8 protein-coding genes are annotated in these 5,808 nt (G+C 36.7%); 4 read left to right on the plus strand and 4 right to left on the minus strand.

The genetic code is table 11. The features are described from left to right. Positions 1–86: 86 nt before the first annotated feature. Entirely contained in the window at positions 87–959 is an 873-nt protein-coding gene (locus QZ413_RS00005) for a transporter substrate-binding domain-containing protein (RefSeq protein ID WP_297074361.1), read from the plus strand. A 23-nt stretch (positions 960–982) separates the two neighbouring features. Then, positions 983–2,164 carry a M20 family metallopeptidase gene (locus QZ413_RS00010; RefSeq protein WP_297074364.1) on the plus strand — a complete coding sequence of 394 codons (1,182 nt, stop codon included), beginning with the start codon at positions 983–985 and terminating at the stop codon, positions 2,162–2,164. Between the two features lie 41 nt (positions 2,165–2,205). Here QZ413_RS00010 and QZ413_RS00015 read toward each other — a convergent pair whose 3' ends face one another. Both QZ413_RS00015 and QZ413_RS00020 read right to left on the minus strand, forming a co-directional pair. After that, positions 2,206–2,499, minus strand: a complete 294-nt coding sequence (locus tag QZ413_RS00015) for a hypothetical protein (RefSeq protein ID WP_297074367.1) — start codon at positions 2,497–2,499, stop codon at positions 2,206–2,208. Beyond that, on the minus strand, positions 2,492–2,770 hold the full coding sequence (locus QZ413_RS00020) for a DUF2089 family protein (RefSeq protein ID WP_297074369.1): 279 nt from the start codon (positions 2,768–2,770) through the stop codon (positions 2,492–2,494). The genes QZ413_RS00015 and QZ413_RS00020 overlap by 8 nt, the downstream gene beginning before the upstream one ends. A gap of 379 nt (positions 2,771–3,149) precedes the next feature. Between QZ413_RS00020 and QZ413_RS00025 the strand changes: the two genes are divergently transcribed. Together QZ413_RS00025 and QZ413_RS00030 are read left to right on the plus strand one after the other, a co-directional pair. Then, positions 3,150–3,698: a hypothetical protein gene (locus tag QZ413_RS00025; protein ID WP_297074372.1), complete on the plus strand. Its 549-nt coding sequence runs from the start codon at positions 3,150–3,152 to the stop codon at positions 3,696–3,698. Positions 3,699–3,718: 20 nt separating this feature from the next. Continuing rightward, the gene (locus tag QZ413_RS00030; RefSeq protein WP_297074374.1) at positions 3,719–3,979 is read left to right on the plus strand and encodes a hypothetical protein; all 261 of its coding nucleotides are present in this window, start codon (positions 3,719–3,721) and stop codon (positions 3,977–3,979) included. Positions 3,980–4,106: 127 nt separating this feature from the next. On the opposite strand, the gene QZ413_RS00035 is transcribed toward QZ413_RS00030, so the two are convergent. Next, positions 4,107–4,592: a tetratricopeptide repeat protein gene (locus QZ413_RS00035; RefSeq protein ID WP_297074375.1), complete on the minus strand. Its 486-nt coding sequence runs from the start codon at positions 4,590–4,592 to the stop codon at positions 4,107–4,109. A gap of 187 nt (positions 4,593–4,779) precedes the next feature. Continuing rightward, a partial coding sequence (locus QZ413_RS00040; protein ID WP_297074377.1) for an aminotransferase class I/II-fold pyridoxal phosphate-dependent enzyme occupies positions 4,780–5,808 on the minus strand: 1,029 nt, incomplete at its 5' end.

Raw genomic sequence — 5,808 nt, forward strand, 5'->3', positions numbered from 1 at the left:
CCAGAAGAAATTTTTGATCACCCAAAAGAAGAACGGACAAAACTATTTCTAGATAAAATTACATTTTAAAAAAGGGAGCTTTTATTATGAAAAAATCATTCAAATTCGCGTTAACATTCGCCCTCACTACATTGGCTACATTATCACTTGCAGCATGTTCTTCATCTAATGCAAGTTCAAGTGATCAAAATACACTAGATAAAATCAAAGCATCAGGAAAATTAGTTGTGGGGACTTCTCCTGACTTTCCACCATCAGAATTTTATATTTTAAATGATAAAGGTGAAAAAGAAATCGTCGGAAGTGACATTAGTTTAGCAAAAGCGATCGCCGATAAGATCGGTGTAAAACTTGATATCAAAGCAACTGACTTTAACGGCGTGTTAGCGAATATCCAAACAGGTAGTGTGGACATGGGAATTTCTGGATTTGTCGGTACAAAAGAAAGAGAAAAAATCATGGACTTCTCTGATGGCTATGCCCAAGAAGTTTCGGACGGCTACCAAGGGATCTTGACAACAAAACAAGTCGCAGAAAAATACAAAGATTTAGCAGCATTGAAAAAAGCGGATCTTAAAGTTGGTGCACAATCCGGTGCGATCCAATTTGAACTCGCTAGTACAATAACGAAAGACGCAAATATCAAACAATATGGTACGATGGATGCAGCGGTATTGGCTTTAAATTCTGGTGATATCGACGCGGTAACTGTTTCGACTTCATCTGTGGAACCATTACTGGCTTCATTCCCAGATTTGACGATTTTGCCAAAAGATAGCTTTAACTTAGACCCTGAAGATAAATACGCTACAAACGTCATCGGGATTCCTAAAAACGACAACAATGCTTCATTTATTAAACTCATCAATGAAGTCATCAAAGAAAATAAAGAGAACGGCAATTTAGAAAAATGGAAAAACGAAGCCACTGAACAAGCGAAAAAAGCCATTACTGAATAGTAAATGAGAAAGAAGGAACTTAAATGACAGTCAAAGAAACCCTAACCCACTCGATCGAATCCAATATCGATGCCTATATGGAGCTAGTTCAAACCATGTACGACAATCCTGAAATCGGAAACGAAGAATTTGAAACAATGGCACTACTTGTTGATTATTTGACAAAAGCTGGTTTTGAAACACAATCGGCTTATGTCGTGCCTACTGGATTTCTAGCAACGTACGATACCAACAAACCTGGTCCAACAATCGCTGTGATGTGTGAATATGACGCGCTACCTGAAGTTGGTCATGGCTGCGGGCATAACTTGATTGCTGCAATCGGTATTGCAACTGGTGAGGCCGTGAAAAAAGTTATCGACAATTACGGTGGAAAATTATTGGTTGTCGGAACACCTGCAGAAGAAAACTTTGGTGGAAAAGTCAGCATGGCTGATGCGGGCGTCTTTGATGATGTCGATGTTGCGTTGATGGTCCATCCAGCAACAAATCACGGTGTGGGAAGTCGTTCAAGTGCCTTGTATCCATTGAAATTTGAATTCTTTGGCCAAACAGCTCACGGTTGCCATCCAGATCTTGGCCGTTCTGCACTTGATGCTGCGGTTATGAGTTATGTCCAAATCAATCTATTACGCCAATATGCAGCACCAAATAGCTACATCCACGGTATCATTAAAGATGGCGGTGAAGCAGCGAATGTTATTCCAGGCTACGCTTCATTAGAGTATTACTTTAGAGCACCGACGATGGCCTATGCGACTTATTTGAAAGATCGCGCAGTTAAAGCCGTTGAAGGAATTTGTCTGGCAAATGACGTCACGATGAAGACTTCTGTCTATGAATGCCCTTATGACGATACAGTCATCAACTACGGTCTAGCGGAATTATTAACAGAGAAATATCAAGAAATTGGATTGACTGATATTGCTCCTGTCGATGAGATCGCAACAGGATCGACCGATGTAGGTGCTGTAAGTTATAAATGTCCGACGATTCAAGGATTCATCAAAATCGCTGGCGAAGAAGTCGGTGCGCATACGATCGAAATGGCCAATGCGACGATTTCTCCTGAAGGTAAACAAGGACTGATCGATGCAGCCAAAGGATTATCTTTCACGATTCTAGAACTATTAGAAAAACCAGAAGTTCTCGCTAAAATCCAAAAAGAACAAGAAGAAACTTTAGCAAAACTTGCGAAAATCTAAAAAAGAGACGTGCTGTAGAGTGCACGTCTCTTTTGCTATATTTAAGAGTTTTTTCGCATCAAATCTTTAGCCTTCATTGCTTCTAACTGCTTTTGCATCTTCTTTTTCTTATTTTCTAAAGCATCTAACCAAATTCCATTGATTATAGCTTCACCGACAAGTAAAATCAGCAATGTAGAAAAAAATGGATTATTTTTGGTGATAAAAATATACATCATTAATATAAAAAAAGCGATCCCAGGTAATGCACCAAACCATTTTGGTAAATATCTATCTAGAAAATAAAGTCCCCCTGCTATTAGTAGTCCCATTAGAATGCCTTGAAAATCAATCATTTTTTTCCTCCTTATATTCTTTAATAATTTCTTTTGCAGTCTCCAAAGAGATTTTTTCATCGAGTACAAGTTGCATGATTTTACTTTCAAATCCATTGTGTTGATTTGAATCATGCATCCGAACCATTTGTATCACTTGATTCAAGCGTAATCGAATCGTCGGATAACTGACACCATAGATTTTTGCTAATTCTTTTAATGATCCAGAAGATAATATAAATTGTTTTACAAATTCTTGATCTTCCTCATTTAATGTCAAAAACCACTTCATGATACACCTCTAATAAATAATATTTATTTCATTTTAACATTATTAAAAATATTTGCAATTTTTTTTAAACAAAAATGATTTGCGACAATAATCAAAATATACAAAAAGACGAGAGTAATGACTTCTTCTCGTCTTTTTGCATATTTCATTAGATATTACTTAACCTTTAATTTTTTTCATATCTATTCGTATATCTCTAATCTGAATAACTAAAAAATGACTTTAATTTAGCGTTTAAGCTTCATTTAAGTTAGACGTTGTATTCTCTATTCATACCCAAACAAACCCAAACAATTTTTTCATTTCTTTCTCCCTACCTCACTAGTCCCCGCTAGTGAGGTTTTTTGGTGTATACTAGATGTTAAAGGAGGATGGAAATATGACCTCGACAATACGCAAGATTTATAAAAATCATCATCATACCGTAACACTTCGTGAAACTATATCATTTCACTTATCTTCAGATGATGAAGACAATGAAACACTACGCATCACAACGAGTATTGAACGTGCAAAAAAATTAGTTGATACGATTTTTCCAGAAAATCAGAAATTACAACTGATCATGATACTGCCAGATAATTTCAAAAAAAATATTCTAAAAAAATTATTACGTCGTTATACATTTACTATTATCGATAGTTTTTGTACAGATTCATGGCAAGAATATTACGACAAGCCTGTTACTGTGCTTGTCGTTGAAACCTCCATCAACAACCTTAGATTAACTAAATTAATTGAAGGTATCTGCTATCAAGATTTTCCAAAATATGGAAAATTAACTGTTGAGATTCCAATTATTTTCTATAATAACCAAACAGATACACTGCTTACAATTTATGATGATCGTTTTGCAGATATTTGGTCATCTGATCTGAAAATTCAACAAGAACTAAAACAAAATGTTTCATCATGGATTTTAAATTAAATATCTTGGGGGAATTTTTTATGAAAACATCAAAAACTGTGGCATCTTATTTACAATCTTTGACCTTTACTTCGAGTAAGGAAAACCAGTTAATTGATCACGCCTTACATCAGCTAGAATTAAAGCAAGACGAAACTAAGGTTCTTTCTGAATTATGCGCTAACCTTAGATTACTTGCCGTAAAACAGCAGATCTCTAAAGAAGGCCTTGAACTGTTCACTATGCTGCAAAAGCCAAATTTTGGAAATGATTTTGGTCGTACAATTAATTTATGGTTTTAAGCTTCAATTAAGCTAGACGTTGTATTCTTTATTCATACCCAAACAAACCCAAACAATTTTTTTCATTTCTTTCTCCCTACCTCACTAGTCCCCGCTAGTGAGGTTTTTTGGTGGTTAGGAGTTTAAATTAAGAAAAGGTTTGATTTAGCTTATCCGCATAAAATAAAATAGCACGTTCAAAATTTCGAATATCTCGATCATCAGAAGTGGTCGCAAGTAATCGCAACAAAATTTCCATCGCTTGTTCATGCTTTTCTAGATTAAACAACGTCATACTATAAAACACTTCTAAAGCACGGTTTTCAGGAAAGCGGGCTATCGCCTCTTGATATACCGCACAGGATTTTTCATATTCGCCAATTACCCGATACGTACTGCCTAAACCTAAGTAGGCTTCTTGTAGATCTTTCTCTTCTAAACCGTATGAGATCGCTTTTTCATAAAATAGAACTGCTTTTCGTTCTTCTTCTAAATTATCGTAACTCCACGCAATTTGATAATTCAAATAACCATCATTTGAATGAATATCATAAATTGTGAATAGTAACGAGATTGCTTCTTGCAATTTTCCTTGCTTTCTTAATTCAATCGCTTTTTGAATAGTACATTTCATCTTATCTCTCCAGACATTTTATTTATACTGTCAGTTAAGCTTCGTTTAAGCTAGACATTGTATTCTTTATCCATACCCAAACAAACCAATTTTTTCATTTCTTTCTCCCTACCTCACTAGTCCCCGCTAGTGAGGTTTTTGATACAAAAAAGCCTCCTAAACTATCAGAGGCTTTCTAAACTCATGTTTAAAATAAATTCAATGTTCCGATTCGTTCGACCGCTTCAACTAAACGTTCGCTTGAAACAGTCAAACCAATACGAACATATCCCTCTCCTTCTATTCCAAAGCCTATCCCCGGTGCTGTCGCCACAGCTACTTTGTCTAATAGTAGATCACTAAATTCTTGACTAGTCATCGCTTTTGGTACTGGCATCCAGCAATAAAATGCGCCATCAGAAGGATATGCTTGCCAATTGATTTTAGCGGCTGCTGTGATAAATGCTTTTCTGCGTGTTGCGTATTGTTTAGCAATTACAGCTAACTGCGCTTCGTCTTGTAAAGCTGCGATTCCAGCTTCTTGAAGAGCCGGAAAGATCCCGACAAATAAATGATCTTGCAAGCGATTGATCGCTTCAATGATCGTGGGATTTCCTACTGCAAACCCAATACGCCAACCAGCCATATTGTAAGTTTTTGAAAAAGTATACAGTTCAACACCAACTTCTTTTGCGCCTTCTGATTGCATGAAGCTAACTGGTGCATCGACACCATCACCTAAAGCGCCATAGGCAAAATCATGTACCACGGCCAAATCATGTTCTTTTGCAAAAGCCACAGTTTCATCAAAAAATGCTGGAGTAGCCTGAGCACCAGTGGGATTGTTGGGATAGTTTAAGTAGAGTAATTTAGCCGCTTGTCTTAACTCGGCCGACCATGTACGATAATCTGGCAAATATCCGTTTTCTGCTTTTAGTGGAATCAATTCTTGTTTTACGTCTGCTAGCGTCACACCAGATAAGTAATCAGGATAGCCCGGATCTGGTAAAACTAAGGTATCACCAGGATTTAATAGCGCTAATGGCAATTCGACTAATCCAATCTTACTTCCAGCTAGCACGGCGATCTCTGTTTCCGGATCCAATGTCACCCCGTACTGTTTTTTGTAAAAATCTGCTGCGGCTTGTTTAAACGAAATACCGCCACGAAATTGTGAATATTTATGATTTTCAGCATGTTTTAATGCTGTAATCGTAGCATTTACAACCGTATCGGG

Origin of the sequence: uncultured Enterococcus sp. (genome assembly GCF_913775425.1) — a bacterium.
Taxonomy (GTDB): domain Bacteria; phylum Bacillota; class Bacilli; order Lactobacillales; family Enterococcaceae; genus Enterococcus_G.

Coding starts and splice junctions, on each gene's coding strand:
- QZ413_RS00005 (WP_297074361.1), top strand. CDS start 87: ATGAAAAAATCATTCAAATTCGCGTTAACATTCGCCCTCACTACATTG.
- QZ413_RS00010 (WP_297074364.1), top strand. CDS start 983: ATGACAGTCAAAGAAACCCTAACCCACTCGATCGAATCCAATATCGAT.
- QZ413_RS00015 (WP_297074367.1), bottom strand. CDS start 2,499: ATGATTGATTTTCAAGGCATTCTAATGGGACTACTAATAGCAGGGGGA.
- QZ413_RS00020 (WP_297074369.1), bottom strand. CDS start 2,770: ATGAAGTGGTTTTTGACATTAAATGAGGAAGATCAAGAATTTGTAAAA.
- QZ413_RS00025 (WP_297074372.1), top strand. CDS start 3,150: ATGACCTCGACAATACGCAAGATTTATAAAAATCATCATCATACCGTA.
- QZ413_RS00030 (WP_297074374.1), top strand. CDS start 3,719: ATGAAAACATCAAAAACTGTGGCATCTTATTTACAATCTTTGACCTTT.
- QZ413_RS00035 (WP_297074375.1), bottom strand. CDS start 4,592: ATGAAATGTACTATTCAAAAAGCGATTGAATTAAGAAAGCAAGGAAAA.